The sequence below is a fragment of the Streptomyces sp. TG1A-8 genome (genome assembly GCF_030499535.1).
Taxonomy (GTDB): domain Bacteria; phylum Actinomycetota; class Actinomycetes; order Streptomycetales; family Streptomycetaceae; genus Streptomyces.
The window spans coordinates 484,576-504,184 of the sequence record NZ_JASTLB010000004.1 but is presented as its reverse complement, the minus strand read 5'-3'; the positions used below and the strand labels follow the sequence as shown (position 1 = coordinate 504,184).

At 70.4% G+C, this 19,609-nt stretch carries 15 protein-coding genes, 1 pseudogene and 2 CRISPR repeat arrays; of the genes and pseudogenes, 6 read left to right on the top strand and 10 right to left on the bottom strand.

Annotation, left to right across the window (positions count from 1 at the left end; all coding sequences use genetic code 11):
• Positions 1–194 precede the first annotated feature (194 nt).
• Both QQY24_RS34545 and QQY24_RS34540 read left to right on the top strand, forming a co-directional pair.
• The gene (locus QQY24_RS34545) at positions 195–551 is read left to right on the top strand and encodes a peptidase inhibitor family I36 protein (RefSeq protein WP_301976494.1); all 357 of its coding nucleotides are present in this window, start codon (positions 195–197) and stop codon (positions 549–551) included.
• Positions 552–790: 239 nt separating this feature from the next.
• Positions 791–934 (top strand): hypothetical protein, encoded by a 144-nt coding sequence (locus QQY24_RS34540; protein WP_301976495.1) that lies wholly within the window; start codon positions 791–793, stop codon positions 932–934.
• Between the two features lie 366 nt (positions 935–1,300).
• Positions 1,301–2,117: a CRISPR direct-repeat array (repeat unit 29 nt; unit sequence GGGGCCATCCCCGCGGGCGCGGGGAGCAG).
• Positions 2,118–2,209: 92 nt separating this feature from the next.
• Here QQY24_RS34540 and cas2e read toward each other — a convergent pair.
• Genes cas2e through cas3 form a run of 8 tightly spaced genes read right to left on the bottom strand, consistent with a single transcriptional unit; the run spans position 2,210 to position 11,606 of the window.
• The gene (cas2e, locus tag QQY24_RS34535) at positions 2,210–2,572 is read right to left on the bottom strand and encodes a type I-E CRISPR-associated endoribonuclease Cas2e (protein WP_301976496.1); all 363 of its coding nucleotides are present in this window, start codon (positions 2,570–2,572) and stop codon (positions 2,210–2,212) included.
• Positions 2,569–3,534, bottom strand: coding sequence for a type I-E CRISPR-associated endonuclease Cas1e (gene cas1e, locus QQY24_RS34530; RefSeq protein ID WP_301976497.1), 966 nt, complete (start codon positions 3,532–3,534; stop codon positions 2,569–2,571). Before cas1e ends, cas2e begins: the two co-directional genes overlap by 4 nt.
• A complete protein-coding gene (gene cas6e, locus QQY24_RS34525) occupies positions 3,531–4,319 on the bottom strand; it encodes a type I-E CRISPR-associated protein Cas6/Cse3/CasE (RefSeq protein WP_301976849.1) in 789 nt (262 codons plus the stop codon). The genes cas1e and cas6e overlap by 4 nt, the downstream gene beginning before the upstream one ends.
• Positions 4,319–5,062: a type I-E CRISPR-associated protein Cas5/CasD gene (gene cas5e / locus QQY24_RS34520; protein ID WP_301976848.1), complete on the bottom strand. Its 744-nt coding sequence runs from the start codon at positions 5,060–5,062 to the stop codon at positions 4,319–4,321. Before cas5e ends, cas6e begins: the two co-directional genes overlap by 1 nt.
• A complete protein-coding gene (gene cas7e / locus QQY24_RS34515; protein WP_301976847.1) occupies positions 5,059–6,255 on the bottom strand; it encodes a type I-E CRISPR-associated protein Cas7/Cse4/CasC in 1,197 nt (398 codons plus the stop codon). Before cas7e ends, cas5e begins: the two co-directional genes overlap by 4 nt.
• Positions 6,252–6,932, bottom strand: coding sequence for a type I-E CRISPR-associated protein Cse2/CasB (gene casB / locus QQY24_RS34510; RefSeq protein ID WP_301976846.1), 681 nt, complete (start codon positions 6,930–6,932; stop codon positions 6,252–6,254). Before casB ends, cas7e begins: the two co-directional genes overlap by 4 nt.
• On the bottom strand, positions 6,929–8,698 hold the full coding sequence (gene casA, locus QQY24_RS34505) for a type I-E CRISPR-associated protein Cse1/CasA (protein ID WP_301976845.1): 1,770 nt from the start codon (positions 8,696–8,698) through the stop codon (positions 6,929–6,931). The genes casB and casA overlap by 4 nt, the downstream gene beginning before the upstream one ends.
• The gene (cas3, locus tag QQY24_RS34500; RefSeq protein WP_301976844.1) at positions 8,682–11,606 is read right to left on the bottom strand and encodes a CRISPR-associated helicase Cas3'; all 2,925 of its coding nucleotides are present in this window, start codon (positions 11,604–11,606) and stop codon (positions 8,682–8,684) included. Before cas3 ends, casA begins: the two co-directional genes overlap by 17 nt.
• 40 nt (positions 11,607–11,646) lie before the next feature.
• Here cas3 and QQY24_RS34495 point away from each other — a divergent pair, with 40 nt between their 5' ends.
• From QQY24_RS34495 to QQY24_RS34485, 3 genes are all read left to right on the top strand, one after another.
• On the top strand, positions 11,647–11,808 hold the full coding sequence (locus QQY24_RS34495) for a hypothetical protein (protein ID WP_301976843.1): 162 nt from the start codon (positions 11,647–11,649) through the stop codon (positions 11,806–11,808).
• An 18-nt stretch (positions 11,809–11,826) separates the two neighbouring features.
• A CRISPR array of direct repeats spans positions 11,827–13,990; the repeat unit is 29 nt; unit sequence CTGCTCCCCGCACGCGCGGGGATGGTCCC.
• Between the two features lie 112 nt (positions 13,991–14,102).
• A complete protein-coding gene (locus QQY24_RS34490; RefSeq protein ID WP_301976842.1) occupies positions 14,103–15,251 on the top strand; it encodes a ParA family protein in 1,149 nt (382 codons plus the stop codon).
• Positions 15,248–16,213: a ParB/RepB/Spo0J family partition protein gene (locus QQY24_RS34485; protein WP_301976840.1), complete on the top strand. Its 966-nt coding sequence runs from the start codon at positions 15,248–15,250 to the stop codon at positions 16,211–16,213. The genes QQY24_RS34490 and QQY24_RS34485 overlap by 4 nt, the downstream gene beginning before the upstream one ends.
• A gap of 360 nt (positions 16,214–16,573) precedes the next feature.
• On the opposite strand, the gene QQY24_RS34480 is transcribed toward QQY24_RS34485, so the two are convergent.
• Both QQY24_RS34480 and QQY24_RS34475 read right to left on the bottom strand, forming a co-directional pair.
• Entirely contained in the window at positions 16,574–17,035 is a 462-nt protein-coding gene (locus QQY24_RS34480; protein WP_301976839.1) for a Pycsar system effector family protein, read from the bottom strand.
• Between the two features lie 620 nt (positions 17,036–17,655).
• Entirely contained in the window at positions 17,656–18,927 is a 1,272-nt protein-coding gene (locus QQY24_RS34475; RefSeq protein WP_301976888.1) for an IS701 family transposase, read from the bottom strand.
• Positions 18,928–19,304: 377 nt separating this feature from the next.
• Between QQY24_RS34475 and QQY24_RS34470 the strand changes: the two are divergent.
• A pseudogene (locus tag QQY24_RS34470) lies at positions 19,305–19,601 on the top strand (helix-turn-helix domain-containing protein); the annotation flags it as partial.
• Positions 19,602–19,609: the final 8 nt, after the last annotated feature.

Genomic DNA, 19,609 nt, shown 5'->3' with positions numbered 1-19,609 from the left:
GGCACCCATGGGCCGCCCGCACGCCCGTGACCTGCCCCGCGCAGCCCGGCACCGAAGCGACGTCCCCGCCACCATGCGGGACGCTTCACCCGCCCCGAGAGGCCCTGCTCCTCCGCACGGCTGACTTCCCCGGCGAACCCTCCCAGCCGGCACCCGGCAGCCCATATGTGTAGTGCAGTGCCGCAATCAAAAACGTGACGCGTGCCGCGGCTGTCGCCGTCCTCGTCCTGTTCCCGCTCGCCGCCCCGGCTGCCGCCTCCACCCAGACCAGCACGGCAGGGGCAGCGATCGACTGCCCGTCCGGCTACGTGTGCATCTACCCCGAGATCAACTTCGGCGGGCAGCCCTGGGTGCGGCGCGCCGTGGACGGCAGCGTGAAGGACCCGCCCACAGCGATCCGTGACCGCGGCAGCCCCATCCGCAACAACTCCGACCCCACCGCCCACATTTACGAAAAACGCAACCACGCCGACCGGTGTGTGTCACCCGCAGCGGCGGCTCCATCCACGACCTGCGCGGCTACAACCTCAACGACCAGACCCGCTCGCTGAAAATCAACCGTAACGACTGCGGCTGAACCACCCGTACCACCACCGCCAGGGTCAAGTACGCCCGGCCGTCCCCGGCCCGGATCACCCGCACCAGACCAAGGCGCCGCGCCGGACGATCGAGGGCTGCGCATTTCAAGGAGTACGGCGCCGTGCCCTGCCGGTACGGCCATTGCCCTCATACGAATGGTCCGACCGGCCAATGCCTGCCCCACTCCTTGGCCGACCGCTGCCAACGGGACATGACCAAGCCTGTATTGCCCGACCTCACAGCCGCGCTCCTCGCCGTCCTGTCCCTCACCCCCGCCTCCGCCCACGCCGCACCCCAAACGCTGTTCTTGGCCGAGGCCGTCGACCCTCTACCCGCAGACAGGGAAAAGCAGTGACCCGCCTTGCTGGTGACCCAGGCGGTGCACGGACCATCCCCGCAGACGCGGGCAGCAGCGCACTATCGTCCAGAACATCGAAGCAGGCCGGGGACCATCCCCGCGAGCGGGGAACAGCACACCGCGGCCTCGGCGGCGAGTCACGAGGAGGGATCATCCCCGCGAGCGCGGGGAGCAGAGGTCCGGCCGAGGCAAGACCACGGCCATGATGGGACCATCCCCGCAGGTGCGGGGAGCAGCGCTCCCCGATCCACCCGGCGCGGTCGGCGTGAGAATCATCCCCACGGGCGCGGGGAGCAGCGGTCGGTCAGGCAGACTCCACCCGCGGGGAGCAGAATCGAGGTTCCGGCCCGCCTGTTTTGTGCGGGGGCCATCCTCGCGGGCGCGGGGAGCAGGGCGGACGTCGATACCGCACCCGTGTGCCGTGGGGGCCATCCCCGCGGGCGCGGGGAGCAGCGTCCAGGCCGAGGTGGACCTGACGCCCTTCCGGGGCCATCCCCGCGGGCGCGGGGAGCAGGTGCCGGGTGGCGGTCTGGGAGGCCTGCCCGAGGGGCCATCCCCGCGGGCACGGGGAGCAGTCCTCGCGTGCCAGACGCTGGGCCAGTTTGCGGGGGCCATCCCCGCGGGCGCGGGGAGCAGAACCGGGACACGTGGGTGATAGGCCGAGTACCGGGGCCATCCCCGCGGGCGCGGGGAGCAGACGCCTTTATCGGCGCGCATGCCGGCGTCGGCGGGGCCATCCCCGCAGGCGCGGGGAGCAGGGGGCGCGGAACGGGGCGCGGCAGTCGGTGCAGGGGCCATCCCCGCGGGCGCGGGGAGCAGCACTCCGTACTCTGGGCACGAGCAACGTTCCTGGGGCCATCCCCGCGGGCGCGGGGAGCAGGGGCGGCCGTGCAGGCAGGCGACGCGGTTGGTGGGGCCATCCCCGCGGGCGCGGGGAGCAGCCGAGCCGTCCGGCCCGGCGACCCTGCTTGTCGGGGCCATCCCCGCGGGCGCGGGGAGCAGCTGACCTTGACCGACTGTCAGCCCACTACGGGGCCATCCCCGCGGGCGCGGGGAGCAGTGCTGCACACCGTGCCGCCGGTCCTGCTGTTCGGGGCCATCCCCGCGGGCGCGGGGAGCAGGGGGGGCACGGGGGGCACGGGGGGCACGGGGGGGCCATCCCCGCGGGCGCGGGGAGCAGACTCGCTGACCTGGGACTTTACTGGCGTCCGAGCCGGTTTTCGAGTACTTTCACTGATTCCGGCAAATGCCTCATAGCCCGCATGTCGACCATCAGCCTTTCCCGAAGCGTCGGCGTTTGGAAGCCCTGCTCCAGCCGGTTGGTGGTCCGTTCCGGGAAGGCGCAGCGGGACGAGGTGCGTCCGGGTTGGGGCGGTGGATGAGCGTGAGGCCTTCATGGTCGGTCGGATGCCAGGCGTGGTCGTGGGTGCGGAAAGTGAAGCCCTGCTCGTTGTTGGCTGTGTGGGCCAGCAGGGCGCGCCCCTGGCCGGCGTACTGCTGGATTTCTTTCCACAGCACGTCGCGGACGCGGGCAGAGGGCTTGCCTACGAAGACACCGGCAGAAATCTCCAGCAGCCAGCGGGTAAGGAAGCCGCGCAGTCCGGCGGGGCAGTTGGTGAGGATGATGACGGTCACCAGAGCATGTCTCCGTCGTCAGGTCCGTCGTAGTTGATGCCGGAGGCGACCTGGTGGCCGCCGTCGCTTTGAAGTGTGACCACGTCCTGATCCACATCCAGTTCCGCAGGGTCGGCTGCTTCGGGTAGCAGGAGGCGTTTGATGTCGTTCACGCACCGGTTCAGCAGGGAGGTTTCGTTGATGCGGTCTCGCAGTGCGCGACGAGTGCGGGGGCCGATGTCTTCCTCGTCCTGTGCGGCCACGTCGAAGGCGAGCGGAATGCCGATCTCGGTCTTGTAGAGGTCGGCGACGTCCAGGACGAAGGACAGTTCGTGGCCGGAGTGGATGAAGCCCAGGGCTGGGCTGCATCCCAGGGAGGTGACGACGGCATGTGCGATGCCGTACATGCACTGGGCAGCGGCGGTGATGGCCTGATTGACAGCGTCACCGCTGCTGAAGTCGCCTGGAATGTAGTGGCGGCCGCGCCAGGGGACACCTGTGCGGGCAGCTTCGGCGCGGTAGCAGTCCTTGAGGCGTTTTCCTTCCCGGCCCAGCAGTTCGTGCCGGGTCAGGCGAGCGGGGTCCTCGTCCGGGAAGCGCAGCCGGTACATCTCGCGTGCCACGGCCAGACGGCTGCGCGGGTTGGCCCACTGCCGCGCCTGGGCCTCCATGAGGGCGGAGGAACGGCTGAGGGCGCGGCCGGATGCGTAGTAGCGCACGCCGTGTTCGCCGACCCAGCAGACCGCCGCACCGGTTTCGCCCAGCACGCTCATGGCCTGGTGGGTGACGCGCGTTCCGGGGCCGAGGAGAAGAGTGCCGATGGTCGCCGAGGGGATGTGGGTGGTGCCCTCCGCGTCCTGGGCGGTGATGGCGTTGGCGTCACGGTGCACCGTGCAGCGCTCCAGGTAGACGAAGGAGAGGCGCTCGTCGGTGCGGGTGAGCTGGCGGGGGGTCAGTGCCGGGCGCCGGGAGACTGTGCTCACGGCGCCTGCCGGCCGGGTTGGGCGAGGGGGGCCAGGGTGAGCAGGCCGCAGCCGTAGGCACGGGCCCGGCCGATGCCCTGGGTGAGGGCGCGGCGCAGGGCGTCGGGGTCGGTGACCTCCAGCCGTCCTTCGAAGGTGACGGTGACGACGGTGACCGGTTTGTCCTGACGGCTGCCGGAGCCGCGGGACTTGTCGAAGGAGAGGGACCGCGTGTCCTGTACGGCCAGCTCGTAGCGGTCGCCGGGGCGGGGGCGCTTGTGGTGGGTGGTGCCCTCGGGCAGGAGCCGCCGGTCGGCCGGCTTCTCGCAGACGCGGAAGCCGAGGCGTTTTTGGCGTTCGTCGTCGAGCAGCCAGCCCATCTGGTGGACGGGCGTGAGGTGGGCGGTGAGCTTGCGGGGTTCGCCCTCCTTGCGGCGGATGGTGTGCACGGGGTTCGCGGTCAGGCGGAACGCCCAGTGGTCGCCGGCGGTCAGCCGGTTAAGGAGCGGGGCGTAGGGCCGGGTCTGCCAGCCGGGGTTCTCGGGGTCGGCGACTACGGGCCATCCGGCCTGCTCGACCATGTGCGTCAGGTCGGGACGGTCGGGGCTGACGATGTAGAGCAGCACCTCGGCGCGGGCCTGCTGGTCCAGGCGCCACAGCACGCGTGGGGCGTCGGGCGCCGGGCTGTCGGAGGGCAGGATGTGCGGGAACGACGACATGACGGCCGCGTGCATGGCCTGAGGCGAGGACAGGAGGCGGCGGGCGCCGGGCCGCGCGGTGTTGACGCGGAAGCGGGTGAGGAACATCAGGCGCTCTCATCCTCCAGGACGTCGAGGGCAGCGAATGGATCGTGCGTGTCCTCCCGCGGGCCGCCGACCGACGGGATCGGAGTGGGCACGGGGGCGGTGACGACGGTGCGCAGCGCATGCCGCCGGTGGGCGGCGTCGAAGCTGACCGGCTGATCGCGCAGGACGTCCGCCGCTGCGGCGGGCTCGTCGGCGGCTGTCTCGCGCAGCACGGTCAGGGTCTGCGGGGTCTGGTGGCTCCTGCGGTACCAGGCGGAGGCCTGCCAGGGCACGCTCGTCAGTACGTCCTCGATGCGGGCGTCCTCGTACAGGCCGAGGTCGACCGGTTCGGAGGGCGGGCACGAACGCCGGCCGAGGTAGGACGGGTAGACCGGGGCGCGCAGGGCGTCGTGCAGGCTGGTGAGCAGAGCGTGGTCGCCCTCGACGGCGGCGACGAAGACGGCGTCGGCGAGGTAGAACCGCTCGGACAGCGGCATGGACGCGCCGGTGACGCCGTGGTGGGCGGTGTGGAAGTCCCGGATGCGGGTGCCGGGCTGGTCGATGCGGACCCCGAACCGGAGCGCCGCCAGGGGGGCGAGGCGTACGTCGTCGCTGCGCTCGATGCCGGCCGCCGCGGCGAGCAGGCCGACGACGCCGCTCTTGGTCGGGGCCGATTCTGTGGTGCGGCGGGTGAAACGGGAGGAGGCCCCCCAGGACTGCAGGGGGCCTGCCAGGCGGAGGACCAGCACGCTGGTGCGGCTCATGCGGGCTTCTCCAGGCGTTCCGCGACGGCCTGTCCGACGGCGGCGGCGAGCTCGCGCAGCGTGCCGGTCTCGGTGCCGAGGTCGGCGAGCTTCTGCGTGGCGGGGCCGACGCGCAGGACCCAGGTGAGGGTGGTCCCGGGATCGCCGTAGGCACGCTCGATGTCGAAGGTGTAGGCGGCGAGCCGGTCGGCGGCCTCGCGCAGGTGCCCGCCGCCGTCGCTGCGGACCGGGTCCTCGAAGGCAGCGACGCAGCTGATCGGCCGGGTGGTGCGGAGCTTGACGACGACGGCGTCGGGCTCGGTGTGGTGCCCGAAGGTGTTGATTTTCCCGGTGGGCAGGGAGGAGACGAAGGCCTGTACGAACGCCTCGACGGCGCGGCGTACCGGCTCGGTGCGCGGTTCGTCCTCACGCAGGCCCTGGCCGAGGTTGGCGGCGAGCTGGTGCACACCGAGGGCGGCGTAGCGGTAGAGGGTCGCGGAGTTGAAGTCGACGGTGCCGATCATTCCGGCGCCGGTCTCCTCGTCGGTGTTCTTGTCGTCGACGGCCGTGTAGTAGTCGGACTCGTTGTCGACCCGGTGGACGCTGAGAGCGTGTGCCACCTGTACGGCGGCGTCGACGTTGATGTCGGCGACGTCGGCGACCATCCGGCCGAACAGGGCGATGTCCACGGAGTGACGGGTGTCTGCGAGCTCCTTGGCGCGGGCCTTGTTCTCCTTGGTCTTCAAGAACGCCGTGATGTCCGCGGCGCCCTCGAGGGCGAGGCGAGCCAGGCCGTCGAGCTGGCGGGAGCTGAGGAAGACCAGGTACTTGCTTTCGGGCGCGGGGGCGGGACTGCCGTCCTTCTTCGCCTGCTCGGCCTTCCGCTTGGGGACCTCGGTCTTGAAGCCTGCGGCCTTGACCGTCTCGTCGGCGAGCTTGAGCGCCGTCTCCCTTTCGACGGACGCGTCGAGGCCGGTGATCCGGTCGGCCAGGAGCTCCACGACCTTCTTGGTCCGCACGCCCAGCTCGGCGGGGTCGAGCAGGTGCTCGTCCTTGAAGTAGGTGCGGATGGCCCGCTTCCACGCCTGGCTGGAGACACGGGCGCGGGGAACCCCGCCGTAGACGGCCGTTTTGGGCGCGCCCGTGTCGTCCCGGTTGAGGTTGCTGGGCGGGACGGTCTGCAGGGCGTGCACGTCCAGGAAGATGCGGTTCACGAGGCGTCCTTGTCGGTGTCCGGGGTGGTGTTCTCGTCAGAGGCCGGCCGGGTCCGCCGCAGCTCGTGGAAGGAACGGCCCCACCGGCGGCGGACGGCGGCGGGTCCGTCGGGCCACTGCCAGAGGTAGAGCTGGCCGGCGAGGAGGGCGTAGTCGAGCGGGACGTCGTCACGGCGCAGCAGGTTGACGATGTCGCGCAGGCGCTGGATGAGAGTGACGAGGTCGGGGGCGGTACCCGCGCGGACCAGGCGCTTGTGGATGGGTTCGTCGATGCCGTCGGTCGGCATCAGGCGCCGGACCGCCGCGCCCAGGCCGCCCGGCCGCTCACGGGTGTGTCGGCGGTGCATGGGGACGCCGCGGGACTGCTGGTGGAACGCCCACAGGGTGAGGGCCGCGTGCAGCGCGTTCTCGGCACGCACCATCTCCTGCTCGCTCAACGGCCGCGCCCCCTCAGCCGGAGTGTGCAGCGGATCGGTGTCGATCAGGTTCCACAGGTCGGGCGTCTCGCCCGCCTCGCGGCCCGCACCGCGGCGCAGGCGGGCCAGGGCGGCCACGGCCTGGGACCTGTCTTTGAGGTATCCCTCCTGCCAAGGGCCGATGTGCGCGGCGGCGAGCTTCGCGACCTGTTGAGGAACTGGAACCGCGACGGGTGGGGCTGATGCGGATGCGGTGGTCATACGTGCACCTCCGGGGCGGTCGTGGTGTGATCGGCTTCCGGCAGGCCGGCGGGCCCCGGCCCGGGCGGACCGTCGTCGGTCGAGGCGGCACTGTCATCTGATCCCGGGGAGTCCGGGGAGGCGGAGGGGCCGGGGTCTCCCAGCGCCCTGGCCAGCCGCCCCCGGAACCACACGTCGGCCAGGCCTGCGTTCAGCCAGTGGGTGCCGCCTTTGGTGTCGGTCTGGATCCGCCCCTCCCAGGCCGCGTCGCCCGCGGCGGCGATGAGACGGTCACCGAGACGGCCCGCCGTCTGCCGTACCTGGCGCTGCCACGTGTTCCGGTGCTCGAAGGGATCGGGAGCCTCCGCCATGGCGGCCAGCCAGCCGCGGTACGGATGGTCCAGCGCGTCGAACCCCTCGGCACGGGCTGCGGACCTCGGCCCTTCCTGCTCGGCTCCGGTCGCCCGGGCCAGGTCGGCAGCGAGGTCCCCCAGGACCCGCACCGCCCGGTCGGCGTCCTCGGCCGCGGCGATGGCCTGCCGGGCATAGGTGGGGTCCTGCCCGTGCAGCAGGACGAGCGGCATCAGCAGTCGGTCGTCGACGACCTCGTCGACCACCGACTGCTGGGTCCCGTACCTGACGCCCACCACCCGGGCACGGACGAGGAAACGGCGGGGGAGATGGCCTTCGGTCACCAGCCGGGCGACCCATTCGAGGATCCGCGGACGCAGACGCGAGGGTGCCTCGGCGCCGCCGGTCTCCTCCAGCCGGTCGGCGAGGAGCGCGGCGATGCCCCGCCAGGCCGAGCGGGCCGGATTGTGTTCCAGGGGTAGGTACACGGGCGACTGCCCCAGCTTCTTCTCCTGCGCGGGACTGCGCCGCCACGCAGTCATCGGCTCACGGCCGTGCATGTTCCGCCAGGCGAGCGGATCGCCGTAGCCGAGGACGACACCGTGGACGCCATCCGCGTCGTGATGCAGCCGCACCCGGCGCGACTGCCAGGTGTACAGGTCGCGCAGACCGCTCGCGGCACGGCCGTCGGAGCCCGGCCCGCACGGCTCCCGGCGCCAGGCCGGCCAGTCGCCGGCGGAGAAGTCGAGTGCTTCGGTGTCCGCCGCCACCAGGTTGAGCAGCAGCGTCTGGCGCAGCGTCGCACCCTCCACGAAGACGCCGCCCAGCCCGCCCGCCCAGCCGGTGCCGAGCGGATACACCTTGCCGCCCTTGACCCGGTCGTCGCCGTCCATGCCGGTCTTGATGCCGGAGGTGTCGTAGGCGTGGACGTGCACGACCCAGCGCGCCGCCTCGGCGAAGGTCAGCCGCTTCACGTCCGGCATCCGCGCAGTGAAGAACGGCTCCCCGGCGGGCACATCGGCCACGATCCGGTTCAGAGAGAAGACCTCGTCCTTCGCGGTACGCAGCCCGGCGCTCTGCAGAAACGGCGTGAGCGGGTGCAGAAGGTCGAACCGCTCGCGGTGCTCCTCCAGGTACGCCTGGACGGGGGCGAAGCAGTCAGGGTCCTCCCACAGCTCCGCCCACTCCTCAATGTCGCCAGGGCCGTCCAGGGCGTCGTGCGCGACGGCCAGGAGGAGACGGACCAGGGCGAACTCCTGGGTGGCCAGATCGCCCACGACCCGCCGCAGATCGTCGGCCTGGGCGAAAACCTGGCACAGCGACAGCTCGTCCTGGGAACCGTCGCACCGCAGCACCTGGATCCACGGCCGGCCAGTCAGGTCGAAGGACGGTGCCGCACCCGCACCGGCACCGGGGGATTCAGTCGTCTGCGTCACGGGTCACCTCGAGGCCGTCTTCAGGGCTGTACTGGAGCGAGAATCCTGCCAGCCGGGTCTGACAGTCCTCATCGAGAGCGAGAATCAGCTGGTCGGAGAGCCAAGGGCTGTCCTTGCCCTGCCAGTTGGGCAGGTACAACTGCTCCAGCTCCTCGATGGCCCGGTCCGTGGTCTCGCCGGAGAACTGCAGGGGAAGCCTCAGTCCGCAGCTCGCGGCCGTACGGGCCGCGAACCGCGTCGGCGTCGCGTCCTGCGGCAGCTCGATGCCGGCGCGCTGCCGGTTCCTGCGGTCCGGCTTGAGCCACGGCAGGGTGGCGAGGCTTCCGTCGCCGCGCCGCTGCACGACGATGACCTCCAGGCTGTCCCGGCTATCGCGGACCTGGGCACGCCCGGTGGGGGTGTCGTCCGTGTCTCCCACACCGGCGGCGACCCAGCCGAACAGCGGCCGCCCCGGCTTGCCGACCTCCCCCAGACGGAACACGGCGGCGCGCCCGGCCTGATCGTCGCGGTGCCGCTCGAACTGCTCGCGTGCCTCCTTCATCGCGTCCTGCCAGTGGTCCGGCCCGACCGGTGCCTGCCCGTACGCGCTCTGCACGAGAGGACTGATGTCCGCCGGGAGCCGCACCGGCCGCCGGGGCCCGCCGTCGAGGTGGGGAAGGAGCACCGCGGCCGACCGCAGCAGGGCGTACCGCCCGTACACGGCGACCGATCCGCGCACCGGGGCGGGTACGTCCGTCGTCCAGTCGGCTCCCGTCACCAGGCAGCGCGCCGTCCGCAAAGGCGCGGGCCGCTCCTCCTGGCCCTGTCCGCGCCGGTGGCGGTGCAGGCGGCCCATGCGCTGCAAGAGCAGGTCGACGGGGCACAGATCGCTGACCAGCAGGTCGAAGTCGACGTCCAGGGACTGCTCGGCGACCTGGCTGGCCACCACGATGTGCCGGCCCGTGGGTCTGCCGTCCGTCTTCTCCGGAGGCCCGAAGAGCTGGAGCAGTGCGCTGTCCTTGTCCGCCCGGTCAAGGTCGACGAAGCAGGAGTGGGCGACAGTCACGTTCTCGGCGCCGAACCTGGCGCGCAGCGCACGAGCCGTCTCCAGCACCCGCTTGACCGTGTTGCGGATCACCAGGACGCACCCGCCGTCGGCCAGCTGGCCCTCCAGCCGGTCGGTGAGGACGTCCAGGTCGTCGGCAAGGCGCTCCACCTGGACGGTCGACGACCGGGCCGACACCTGCGGGCGGCGGGCCAGCGGGGCGCCGCCCGGAACGACGGCGGTCAGCAGCGGGTATGCCTCCAGTGCGGTCGTGTATCCGAGGGCGGGCGCATCGGCCCGGCCGGAGTACGCCGCGATGAGTTCACGCCTGCGCGAGGCCGGCAGGGTCGCGGACAGCACCACCACCGGGACCCGGTACGCACCCAGCCAGGACAGCACCCGGTCCAGGTACACACTCATGTACGTGTCGTAGGCGTGTGCCTCGTCGATGACGACGACCTTCCCGGCGACGGCGAGGTGCCGCAGCGCCAGGTGCCTGCTCTTCAACCCGGCGAACAGCAACTGGTCGACGGTACCCACGACGAACGAGGCCAGCATGGCCTTCTTGCGGCCCCGTAACCAGGCATGCGCCACCAGTTCAGCACCCGCGCGGTACTGCTCGTCCCGCTGTTGTCGAGGCGCGGGCGTCGCTTCGTCCACGTCGACGGCCACGACCCGTCCCGTGCGGGCCATCAGACCGGCGAAGTCGTCGTTGAGAGCGGCTTTGGAATGGGCCAGGTGCACCGAACGGCGCGAGCCCGCCACCCCCGGCAACCGGTCCAGCCAGCCGAGTAGACGGGGGAACATGGCGTTGCCGGTGGCCATGGTCGGCAGGGCGAAGAACACCCCTCCTGCACCCGAGCGCGCCGCGAAGATCTCGGCCACGGCGAGCGCCGTCTCCGTCTTCCCCTCGCCCATCGGTGCCTCGACGATCATCAGACCAGGCGTCTCCATCTTCCGGGCGAGCTCCACAGCCGTTTCCTGGACGGGGCGTATTTCCGCTCCCGCCGGCAGCTCGAATCGGGAGGCGAACAGCTCCTGAGCACTTCCCTCGGGTTCTTCGGCCCGCCAGGGGCCCGGCAGGTCCAGTCCCCGCCAGGCCGCGGCGAGACGCTCCTGGTCATCGCGGGACGCACCATCGGGAAAGTACGGGAAGAGGTCCGGGTTGCTGGCGATCCAGTCGGAGACGATGACCAGCGCGGTCAGCAGCGCCTGCACCGGCTGCGGCAGCCTGACCGTCCGCCATCCTCCCAGTCGTTCGGCCACACCGAAACGCTCGGCGCAGGCGTCGAGCAGCTCGGTCTGCACCTGCCGCCAGACACGGCCGCTTGCACCAGGGGTGCGCAGCAACTCCTCATGCTCGTACAGGGCCTTGATCTGGCCGTACTCGGGCGGCACACCATGATGTCCGCCCACGGCAACCGTGAACTGCCCGGTCCGAGCGGACGCCCACCCGTGCCGCTCCTCCAGCCACTCCCCCAGCATCACCTGCCCGGCCAGACTATGCGGCGCGATCCGGCGATCCGGCCCCATCACCCTCGCCGAACGCATCTCCAGCCCCTGGCCGCGCATCACATCGGCGAGCTGATCGACTTGACAGGCGAACGCCGGGGTGGCCTTGCCGATGTCGTGCACACCGGCAAGCCATACAGCAAGGGCACGTGCGTCCGCCTCACCCTGCGGCAACGCCCCGGCCACCAGCCTGCGCACTCCGACGGGCAGCCACCGGTCCCATAACAGGCCAGCCACTGCGGCGCTGTCCTCCATATGCCGCCACAACGGCAGCCAACCATCGGTGTCACAGTCATGCTTGGCCCACACCGACCGAGCCCGCTCCCCGAGCCGAGCCAACATGCCGGAACGAGCGCTCCCCCCATTGCTCATGAAGGATTGATACAGGCAGAGCCCAGCTCCACACACCAAAATGGGCAAAGAGAAGCATCCGCGAGAAGACAGCACCCGCACGACGTATGATGATCGACTCGCCGTCGATCCGCTGGAAAGCACCTACGAGGCCGAGCAGGACTTTATGTCTCATTTGCCGGAACCTGCAAAAGTCACCGACAGCACATCTCTGTCGCAATAAACCCGCAGGTCAGGCAGTCTGCTCCCCGCACGCGCGGGGATGGTCCCCACCGGACGGTGCGAACGGTCCGGACCGGGGCCTGCTCCCCGCACGCGCGGGGATGGTCCCCCTCCTCAACCTCGACCACGGCGACAGTGATTCTGCTCCCCGCACGCGCGGGGATGGTCCCGCGCCGGGTCCGTCCTCGCGGCCCTCGACCACCTGCTCCCCGCACGCGCGGGGATGGTCCCGACGTGGACGACGTGGATGCGGACATCCGGGTCTGCTCCCCGCACGCGCGGGGATGGTCCCTTCCAGTACCCGGACGACGTCAAGGAGGTTCCCTGCTCCCCGCACGCGCGGGGATGGTCCCGCGGTGGCGGCTCCGGGGCCGGACTCGACGTCCTGCTCCCCGCACGCGCGGGGATGGTCCCTGCCGGTCAGCACCGCCTCTATGGCGCGTGCGCTGCTCCCCGCACGCGCGGGGATGGTCCCCGGATCAGTTCGTTCGCGTCTTGGGCGATGATCTGCTCCCCGCACGCGCGGGGATGGTCCCACCTGCTGTCGGCGCCGATCCCTCATGTCCCACTGCTCCCCGCACGCGCGGGGATGGTCCCCCCGTCGTCCTCGGCTACGACGGCGCCCCGATCTGCTCCCCGCACGCGCGGGGATGGTCCCGACGTAGCCGTCGCTGCACATGTCGGGGTCGTCTGCTCCCCGCACGCGCGGGGATGGTCCCAGGGAGGGGTCGGCCGAATAGCCGGTCAGCACCTGCTCCCCGCACGCGCGGGGATGGTCCCATCGCGCCCAGGACCAGGCTGGTGCGCTCCGACTGCTCCCCGCACGCGCGGGGATGGTCCCCGCCCAGTCCCGCCGCAACGTCGTGATGAGCCCTGCTCCCCGCACGCGCGGGGATGGTCCCATGGGCGACAGCTTGGGATCGCTGCCGAATGCCTGCTCCCCGCACGCGCGGGGATGGTCCCTCGGGCCCCACCTCACCGACGTTCCTCGCGGACTGCTCCCCGCACGCGCGGGCATGGTCCCCTCGACCGAGCCCTCTCTCCCGTCGGCCTTCACTGCTCCCCGCACGCGCGGGGATGGTCCCGGAAAGCAGGGTTGGACGGGCATTGCCCCGTCCTGCTCCCCGCACGCGCGGGGATGGTCCCCGACTGCCGCTTGCGCCAGACCTCGACGCCGTCTGCTCCCCGCACGCGCGGGGATGGTCCCTGGTCGAGGCCTGGGAAGACGATCAGGCCGCACTGCTCCCCGCACGCGCGGGGATGGTCCCGGCGCACCGCCGGGGCCGGGGCCGGGGCGAGCCTGCTCCCCGCACGCGCGGGGATGGTCCCGCTGGCGTCTTGCAGTGCGAGGGTGGCGCGGTCTGCTCCCCGCACGCGCGGGGATGGTCCCCACACTCGCCCCCGTGAGTGTGTGGCGCAACACTGCTCCCCGCACGCGCGGGGATGGTCCCGTCGGTGCGCTGATGGGCCTGACCGGCACGTTCTGCTCCCCGCACGCGCGGGGATGGTCCCGACGCCGAACCGATCCGCGCCGCCCAGTTCCACTGCTCCCCGCACGCGCGGGGATGGTCCCTACGCCGCACAGCTGCGCAAGATCGCGAGGAACTGCTCCCCGCACGCGCGGGGATGGTCCCAACTCGCCGCGCCACGAGACTTGCCGCGCGGTCTGCTCCCCGCACGCGCGGGGATGGTCCCCGCGTGCGCACGAAGATCGTGACCGTGATCCGCTGCTCCCCGCACGCGCGGGGATGGTTCCCGGCAGGCCGCCGAGGACAAAGCCGCTGCCCGCTGCTCCCCGCACGCGCGGGGATGGTCCCTCCTGCGGGCTCAGCCCCTCCCCGGGGCAGCACTGCTCCCCGCACGCGCGGGGATGGTCCCTCCTGCGGGCTCAGCCCCTCCCCGGGGCAGCACTGCTCCCCGCACGCGCGGGGATGGTCCCGAGATGCCAGCCTTCGTCGTCCTTGCCGAAGCCTGCTCCCCGCACCCGCGGGGATGGTCCCCACGGCCTCCCGATGCTTCCTCGCCTCGTATGCTGCTCCCCGTATCCGCGGGGATGGTCCCGACGGCGGCGCCACCTGGACCCGGTGCGGGCTCTGCTCCCCGCACCCGCGGGGATGGTCCCCCGCGAGTCCTCCCGACGGGAGGCCTGGAAGCCTGCTCTCCGCACCCGCGGGGATGGTCCCGAGGCATGGTGTCCTGGGCCGTGGCCTTCAGGCGTGTCGGATTCCCGACTCTTATATGTAAGCGGATCAGGATCCCCCTTGCAGGCGCGGGTACCTAGTAATGTTTGGTGGCATGAGTCTTCCTAGCCCACGAGGGGAGCGAGAGAAGCTAATTACGGCTCTCACTCCTCACCTGCGCAGACACTTGAAAATCCGTGCTTTTGAGCATGGTATGGATATTCAGGACGCTACCGAGCATGCCATCAAGGCTTGGTACGCGGCCGATCGGCTTCCTGAGGTAGACACCACCGGCGCCAAAACCTGGGGGACCTTCCTCCCGGCCGGCGAGTCCGATGTGTTCAAGAGCGCATGCAACGAGCGTGGTGTCACCTATGTCCAGGGACTGGCTCAGGCGTTGACGCTCTGGCTGGAGGCGCATCCCTCGCCCACCACTCCTCTTACTGAGCAGCCGGTCATCCGCGTCATAGTGGCCAACCAGAAGGGCGGCGTTGGCAAGACGTTCATTTCCAGCGGCATCGCTCAGGCCCTTGCGGAGGCCGGCCACCGGGTGCTGATCGTCGACTATGACCCGCAGGGGCATCTCACTGCGGAGCTCGGTTTTGAGGACCTCATGTACGAGGACGATGTCGAGACTCTGCTGATGCACATGGACGGGACCGCCAAGGGCGACATCCATGACCTGCTGGTCGCCTTGGACCAGGAACGCTTCGGCGAGCGTCTGCACTTGCTGCCCGCGAGCGATGACGCGTTCCTGCGGGATGTGGCGCTTTCGAAGGTGTCGTTCAGTGAAGCTGCCCTGGAGCGGGCCCTGGAGCCGCTGGAGGACGACTACGACATCATTATCATCGATGGTCCGCCGAGCCTCGGTTTGAACATGGACACGGCGTTGTACTACGTCCGGCGCCGTGAGGGGGAGCTGTCTGACCGGTCCGGCGTCATCACGCCGGTGTGGGCGAACAAGGCGTCTCACCGGGCGTTTCGGCTGCTGCGTTCGCAGATGGAAGACCTGTGTCGTAAGGGGCGCATCACGGTCGACTACCTGGGGCTGGTTATCAACGCTTACGACAGCCGCCGCGGAAAGCTGGTCAAGGAGAACCGCGATCAGTGGGAGCGCAGTAGCTCACCGGCTGTTCTGGCGGTCATTGGGGATCTGAAGGAGGGGCGCGAGGCTGCGGACGGGGAGATCCCGCTGCTGGAGTATGCGCCCGACAGTGAGCATGCGCAGGCGATGCGCGACTTGGCGAAGGAACTGGCGGTATGAGGAAGACCAAGCCCAAGGGCCCGCAGGAGCGTGTGACGCGCGGCTTCACCCTGGATGAGGACGGTCAGGACGGTGGGCAGGAGGTGCCGCGGCGTGTGCGGACGCGGCAGCAGATCATCAATGGTGAGGGGAAGCGTCCGCCGGCTTCGGTGCCGCTGGCGGAGCTGGCGCACAACCCGTTCAATCCTCGCGATGAGTACACCGACATTGAGGAGACCGCGGAGTCGCTTCGCGTTCGCGGGCAGGTCCAGCCGGTCACTGTCGCACGGCGTGCTGCTTTCCTGAGCGCGCATCCTGGTCAGGAGGAGCAGATCGGGGCGGCTGAGTACGTTGTCATCGACGGTAACCGTCGCCTCATGGCTGCCGCCCGGGCTGGGCTGGCTGAGCTGCGGATCGATGTCAATGACGACCTGGCGGCCAGTGCCGTTGACATCTTGGAGTCGGCGCTGATCGCTAACGTCCACCGGGTGGACGTGCCGCCTTTGGACCAGGCCAAGGCCATCGAGCAGTTGGTTGAGGTACACGGGTCTCAGGGCCAGGTGGCCAAGCGGCTGGGCAAGACTCCGGCCTGGGTGTCGCAGCGGCTGGCGCTGCTGGAGCTCACTCCGGAGCTGCAGGAGGCTGTAGAGGCCGGGGAGCTGAAGGTGGAGCCCGCACGGCGTATCGGCCGCCTACCCAAAGAGCAGCAGGCCCCCGCCGCGCAGGAAGTGATGGCCGCAGCGAAGACGCCTCGCCATCGCACGCCGCGGCGGAAGCTGGGCGACGGGAGCGCTGCGCAGACCGTTAACGGCGTTAATACCGCCGCGTCAGCAGGCCCTGCATCTTCTCCTGTCGTTGTCATCTCCGACACTTCCCCGCAGGGCATCGTGGCGGCGTTGACGGAGCAGTTGTCTCCGCAAGACCTGACGGCGGTGGCGGAGCTGCTGATGGAGTCACTCGCCACCGAGGCATCTGCGAGCTGACCGCACTGCCACCACTGACGGCGTTGGCAGCTCACAGCGCTGCGGTGCCCCCACGAAGGCTCAGCCTGCTGCGGTGCAGGGCACCGGCTCTGGCTACCGCATCATCGCCCTTCAAGATTGTTCTTGTGCAATTGGGAAAGAACGATCTTGAAGGGCGATCTTCCTTGGAGCACAAAAAACAGCCCTCGCCGCCTGGATGCAACCCGCCGCAGTCAGCTTGCTACCACGCAATACGCGAAGCCGGGCGGCGGCATTGGGGTGGTCAGGCATGCTGGAAGTGCTGGCGCCTCGTGACGGGGGCGTCCAGTGCCCGGGGCGGTTGTCCCATGAGCCGATGCGCCGACCGTCCCGGGGCCCGGCCTACAGCAGGGCGCTGAGCGTGGCCAGGACGAGGAAGCCGAGCGCGGTCAGGGTGCAGTCCACCGCGCGGCGCAACTGGCGGAACTTGGCGACGGCGATGGTAGACAGGGCGTGGATGCGGGCGGCGCGGGTGTCGCCGGTCATGCATGCGCTGATTTCTGCCTCGGTGAGTTGTGCCCAGTAGGGGAAGCTGGCGCGGTCGTGGCCGCCGAGGTGGGGCCGGACGACCAGGAGCAGCAGCACGGCAGCGGCAGTGAGGGCGGCGACAGCGAGGGCGCCGGCCGCGTAGGCCGGGGCGGGCAGGTGGCGGCCGGCGAGGGAGGCCAGGCCGACCAGGACAGCACCGATGAAGGCGAGCAGTAAGGATGCCTTGCCGTCCGTGCGGGCGATCTCACTGGCGACCGCGGCGCAGGCGTCATCGAGGTTCTTGCCCGTGCTCTGGTCAGTGGCCGAGGTAGTCATTTAGAGACGGTCCTAATCCAGGGTGTAGGCGGCTCGGTCCGGCCCCCGCAAGGGGCCAGCGGGTGGCTTACGACGGACGGCGGAACGCCTTCGGCCCTCACGGTCCTTGAGACCCGCTCTGAGACTGGCGCCCCTGTCCACCCCGGTGAGTTCCGTGACGGTGACGTGGGCGTCGGGCAACGCCTGAAGTCAGCCCGGCCCGAGAGGCCTCCCGTTAGAGCGGCGAGGCCCGGCGCCTTCGCCACCGCCACGGAACCCGCCATCGCCCGTACTTCGCGGTGATGACGCGGGCACCGGGCTGATGCCTCCGTTTCCCCGGGCCCTTCGAGGCCTCTGTCAAGAGCGGCACAGCCCAGTGTCTCGGTGATCATCGCGAAACTCGCGGCGGCCGGCAGGACGTTGACCGTCACGGCGCGAGCCCGCCCCAGGGCCGACCTCTCGTTTCACTCCACGAGCCCGCGAGCTCTGCAGAAAGACCGAGCCCCTGGGGTGCGCTGGTGTCGCGAACGGCTACTGAGATGGCGGGCCTGTGAGTCCTGGGATTAGGGCGCCGCGTGACCCGCATGTGCTCGTGACCTGCATAAATGAACGGATCTAGTACTCCAGTACGGTTTCGTGATCTACCCAGCGGATTCGTCGGCGGATCGTCGTCGGTAGTGACTGCGTCGGGCTGTTGCCTGGTGGCGTCTGCGCCAGGCGGACCAGTGCAGCAGCCTGGCCGCCGGCACGGCCAGTGGGTTGAGGAGGGCGCCGAAGAGGCGGCGGATCTCCGGAACGGTCAACGCAATGGGGTCGCTGCTGCGGGCGAGCTGGTGCGGATCGGCGGTCCGCTTCGGCGGCGCTGCGCCGGCGGCGAGGGCGGTCAGGAAGGCCAGAGCGAGCATGGCGAGCGTGATGTGCCGGTGCCAGGAGGTCCAGTGCCTCACCTGGTAGTGGCCGAGTCCGACCTGACCCTTGGCGGCCTGGAAGCACTCCTCGACGCTCCAGCGGATGCCGGCGACGCGGACCAGTTCGGACAGGGCCACCTTTGTGGGTGACCAGCACAGGGAGAAGGCGAGTTCACCGGTAGTCCGGTTACGTCGGATGAGCAGGTGACGGTGGCAGTCGGTGCCGATGTGGATCCAGGCCCAGTCGTAGTACCGCGGGCTTTTCGCACCGTTTCTGGCGCTGTGGCGCTGCCAGGCCGTGGCGGGCAGGCGGCCGGCGACGGTGTCCGCGCGGACGGCGGTGCGGCCGTGGTTGATTCTCACCCGCATCGAGCAAGCGACGGCCAGCACGTAGCCGGTGCCGCGCGCCTCAAGGGCGGCGCGGAGCTGGGGGTCCTGGCCGTAGGCTTCGTCGCCGGTCACCCAGGACGCGGTGATCCCGGCGTCCAGCGCGGCGGCGATCATCTCCCCGGCCAGGCGGGGCTTGGTCGTGAACTGGGTGTCCTTGGGGATCCCGGCCGCGTGACGGCGTTCGGGATCGGAGCACCAGGACTGCTCGGGCAGGTAGAGCCGACGGTCGATCAGGGCCCGTCCACGGCGGGTGGCCAGGGCGAGGAACACGCCGACCTGGGAGTTTTCAATGCGTCCCGCGGTGCCGGTGTACTGCCGCTGCACACCGGCCGAGGCCCGGCCCTTCTTCAGAAAGCCGGTCTCGTCGACGACGAGAACGGCGCCGTCGGCGCCAAGGTGTTCGGCGGTGTACGCGCGCAGGTCGTCGCGGACCGCATCGGCGTCCCAGCGGGCGTAGCGCAGCAGGCGCTGCATCGGCCCGGGTCGGCTGTGGCCGGCCTGTTCGGCCAGCTGCCAGCAGTTCTTGCGCTCGACGTTCGACAGCAGCCCGAGCAGGTAGGCACGGGCCGCGGCCCGCGGCTCAACTCGTCCGAAGCGGCCCGCGATCCGGGCCATGACCTGGTCGAACATCGCCCACCAGCGGGCAGGGTCTACGCTATGGCCCGCGGCCACCGCACGATCTTCAGGAGTCCACACAACCCCGATGATCACGCGGTGGCCGTACCCGTTCCCAGCCGGGTCCGCGACAAGATCGCGAAACCAGACTGGAGTACTAGGAGCTGAGACAGCAGCAGATGAAGCACCGTGAGACACCGCAAGAAGACGCAGGTCACAGCCTCGGCGTATGCAGTGAAGCGCGAAATCCTACACCCGCACACGCCCCTGAGCGCCCCTCTCACGGCCGATCACCGGGTCCGGCGTCAAATTCCCCCGCCGGGCCGGGTGATCGGCCCTTACAGCCCCGTATAGCCGATCTTGAAGGACCGCCCCCGATGGCTTCCGTCTCCGACGGCCTGGACCGCGCCGTACACAAGGCGTTCACCCGCCCCATCCCCAAGTCGGCCGGCGCGTAGATGCGTTACCTGGTCAAGCAGCTCAAGACCACCCGCGCGGTCGCCGACGCACTCGGCGTCTCCCAGCGCACCGTCGAGCGCTATGTGAAGGACCAGATCCGCCGGCCCCGCGCCGACCTCGCCGCGCGACTGGCCGACGCTGTCCGCGCCCGCTGGCAACCCCGCATCCGCGAACAAGCCCGGCGCCAGGCGGCCACCAGTACCGGCCTAGTTGTTGCTGGCCA